Source organism: Planktothrix sp. FACHB-1355, assembly GCF_014748295.1.
Classification (GTDB): Bacteria; Cyanobacteriota; Cyanobacteriia; order Cyanobacteriales; family Aerosakkonemataceae; genus Aerosakkonema; species Aerosakkonema funiforme_A.
The window spans coordinates 1-2,844 of sequence record NZ_JACJUP010000940.1; the positions used below are offsets into that span (position 1 = coordinate 1).

Annotated in this window: 3 protein-coding genes and 1 pseudogene; 2 read left to right on the top strand and 2 right to left on the bottom strand. The window is 43.4% G+C overall.

Annotated elements, in window-relative coordinates; genetic code table 11:
- Positions 1-1,216, top strand: a 1,216-nt coding sequence (locus H6S82_RS27240) for an ATP-binding protein (RefSeq protein WP_191057037.1), incomplete at its 5' end; no start/stop codon positions are given.
- Here H6S82_RS27240 and H6S82_RS27245 read toward each other — a convergent pair.
- Positions 1,200-1,352: a hypothetical protein gene (locus H6S82_RS27245; RefSeq protein WP_190467858.1), complete on the bottom strand. Its 153-nt coding sequence runs from the start codon at positions 1,350-1,352 to the stop codon at positions 1,200-1,202. The genes H6S82_RS27240 and H6S82_RS27245 overlap by 17 nt on opposite strands.
- A 16-nt stretch (positions 1,353-1,368) precedes the next feature.
- The gene (locus H6S82_RS27250) at positions 1,369-1,914 is read right to left on the bottom strand and encodes a DUF2726 domain-containing protein (RefSeq protein WP_190467861.1); all 546 of its coding nucleotides are present in this window, start codon (positions 1,912-1,914) and stop codon (positions 1,369-1,371) included.
- Between the two features lie 327 nt (positions 1,915-2,241).
- Between H6S82_RS27250 and H6S82_RS27255 the strand changes: the two are divergent.
- Positions 2,242-2,844, top strand: a pseudogene (locus H6S82_RS27255) (hypothetical protein); the annotation flags it as partial.

Consider the following 2,844-nt stretch of genomic DNA (forward strand, 5'->3'; position numbering starts at 1 on the left):
CAGGAATTTAGCATTTCCTACTTTATTAGAGCGCAAGATTCATGTTATGGCACTGGGGCCATTGACAACCAAAACTTTTAATAAGGAAATAACTCGGATCGATAGCGTCAGGAATTTGACCGATCCGATAGAACGAAGGTTCTTTTTCAGCGTCGGCTACACGGCTTTATTGGCATTGCCGATACATACAACATCCGGCGAAATTGGTTTGGTTAGTTGCAGTCATTCTAGCGGTTCTCGACCTTGGCGAGATGAGGAAGTGGATCTGCTGCAAGCAGTTGCAGATCAATTGGCGATCGCGATCGACCAAGCGGAACTCTACAAACAAACTCGCACAGCTGCTGTGAAAGCGCAAGAGCAAGCCACCAAACTAGAACAAACTCTGTACGAATTGCAACAAACTCAAGCTCAATTGGTGCAAAGCGAAAAAATGTCCAGTTTGGGACAAATGGTTGCTGGTGTCGCGCACGAAATTAACAATCCCGTTAACTTCATCTACGGCAATATTACCCCTGCCAAACAATACGTCGCAGATTTGATCGACTTGCTGGAACTGTACCGAAAATTCTATCCCAATCCTGTGAAAGAAATTCAAGAACAAGGAGAAGAAATTGACTTAGATTTTATTAAGGAAGACTTACCCAAAATCCTTGGTTCGATGAAAATGGGTGCCGATCGCATCCGGCAGATTGTCTTATCCTTGCGGAACTTCTCCCGATTGGACGAAGCGGAAATGAAGGCTGTTGATATTCATGAAGGTCTGGATAGCACATTGTTGATTTTGCAAAGTCGCTTGAAAGCAAAAGCAAATATTCCAGAGATTCAAGTTATCAAAAATTACGGTGAATTACCCAAAATTCAGTGCTATGCCGGACAATTAAATCAGGTATTTATGAATATATTAAATAATGCGATCGATGCTTTAGAACAGCCATCAATTAATGAAGATAGATCGATTAAGATTACTACAGAACTTAAAGACAGCGAGCGAGCCATTATTCGGATTGCTGACAATGGGCCAGGGATGACAGAAGAAGTACAGCAAAGAGTTTTCGATCCATTTTTTACAACCAAACCAGTAGGTTCTGGCACAGGTTTGGGAATGTCAATTAGCTACCAGATTATCAACAAACATAGCGGTCAATTAACGTGTAATTCAGCACCGGGAGAAGGTGCGGAGTTTGTTATAGAGATTCCGGTTAGTCAGCAAAGATAGTATAGCTAGGGCGTCGGGCGTCGGGGAAGAAGTCTTTAGAATCAAGGGTTTGGTACAAGCAACTACCTCTGGTAATGATAGCTGAAAGGAGAGGAAGCGATCGCACAATTTCCGGAATTCGGAGAGCGATCGCCATAGCAGTTGTTAACTCATCACAATAACCTCTGTAAAAAAGTTTCTAATTCATTTCTTCCTTGTTGGGTAATCAGGTTGTAAATCACTTCTTCTCGATTGTTGGGAGTGTAAAACCGATAGAACCTTCGATCCTCATCAACTCGACGCACGTAAACGAGGGGAACACCGACAGAGGCGAGTAATCCAGCTTTTTTGCGATCGCGCACCTGTGCATCTAGCGAATCGTGGTACTGAGATTGACACTCGACAACTAACTTGGCTTTGCGGGTAGCACGATAGCCTCGTTCGATCGCAGCGATATCCACTCTGGAACTGACCCAGAATTTCCAGAGGTCATCGGGAAGACGGTAGAAGGTTTCCGGACGAGAACAGATCGCTTCTAATGGGACTTGGGGACAGTAACGGAAGCGATCGCCTAATACCATTTCCAGGATATCCATGATTACCATTTCCAATTCGTTCGCGATTTCGCCGCTTTGGAAGTGAGGGAAGGTTTGCAGCGAGTCATCATCGCTATTGAAGTTGAAGTCGTCTGAGTGGTTGTAAGAGAGGGAGTAAGTCATTTCATTAAGTTTGAACTCGATAATTTGAGACTATCGAGATCGACCTCTGCTTCACCAGAGCAAAACGGTTCAGAATAAAGTGAACCGTTCTGAACTGGTCAAGTAGGTTGGCGGTGATTATGCTGGTTTTAGATCTTGCACCTGTGCTGAAAGCCCGCCTGGGGTTCAAACCCCAGCGTCATAGCGAAAGTCCACTTAAGTGGACTGAATTTCTTACTCAGTCGTCTTTAGACGACTTTCGCTATTAGACGGGGAATTGATTCCCCGTCGGGTCAGAGCAACTGGTGCAAAATCTCAGGGTACTTTTCAAGGTGTTGGTTATTAGCAATGAGTCAAGTACAGAAATCTCGCAGCGTTTGGATCGATGAAGCAGGTCGGGATAAAGTTCGCTTACGGATGGCTGAACTGAAGAAATCTGACAGTCAAGATAATAAAAGAGGAAAAACCTGCTGGACGCCAGAATATCTTGCACCTCAAGCTCATGTAAGTTTTAGCACAGTCAAACGCTTGCTTAGAGGGATTCCAATAGATAGGGATTATGCCATATCGATATTTAATACTTTAGGTTTTAAGCCACTGGAGTTTATTGCTGAACATGATTTGAAATTGCAGCCTAATACCAAAGATCCAAACCTAAACTTTACGATCAATTGGCAATTAGTTTGTCAAGAAATGCTTCAAGAACAACAAGAGGAACTGAGATTCAGACGGAGAGCAACCGAACAAGGATTTGAGGTTAGGGTATATGTACCCCTTGGATTGGTGGAACGCAAACAGCAGCAGCGCCGCAGTGGAATTTTGCCAATGGAAGAGGTACATCAATTAGAGAAAGAAGTTATCATCCGAACTTACAAGCATGATGAATTCCTAAATGGTGTAATTGGACAGAAATCTGCTGACAAAAATAAGCATATTGCAATTGTTGGTGAA

Coding starts and splice junctions, on each gene's coding strand:
- H6S82_RS27245 (WP_190467858.1), bottom strand. CDS start 1,352: ATGGCGATCGCTCTCCGAATTCCGGAAATTGTGCGATCGCTTCCTCTC.
- H6S82_RS27250 (WP_190467861.1), bottom strand. CDS start 1,914: ATGACTTACTCCCTCTCTTACAACCACTCAGACGACTTCAACTTCAAT.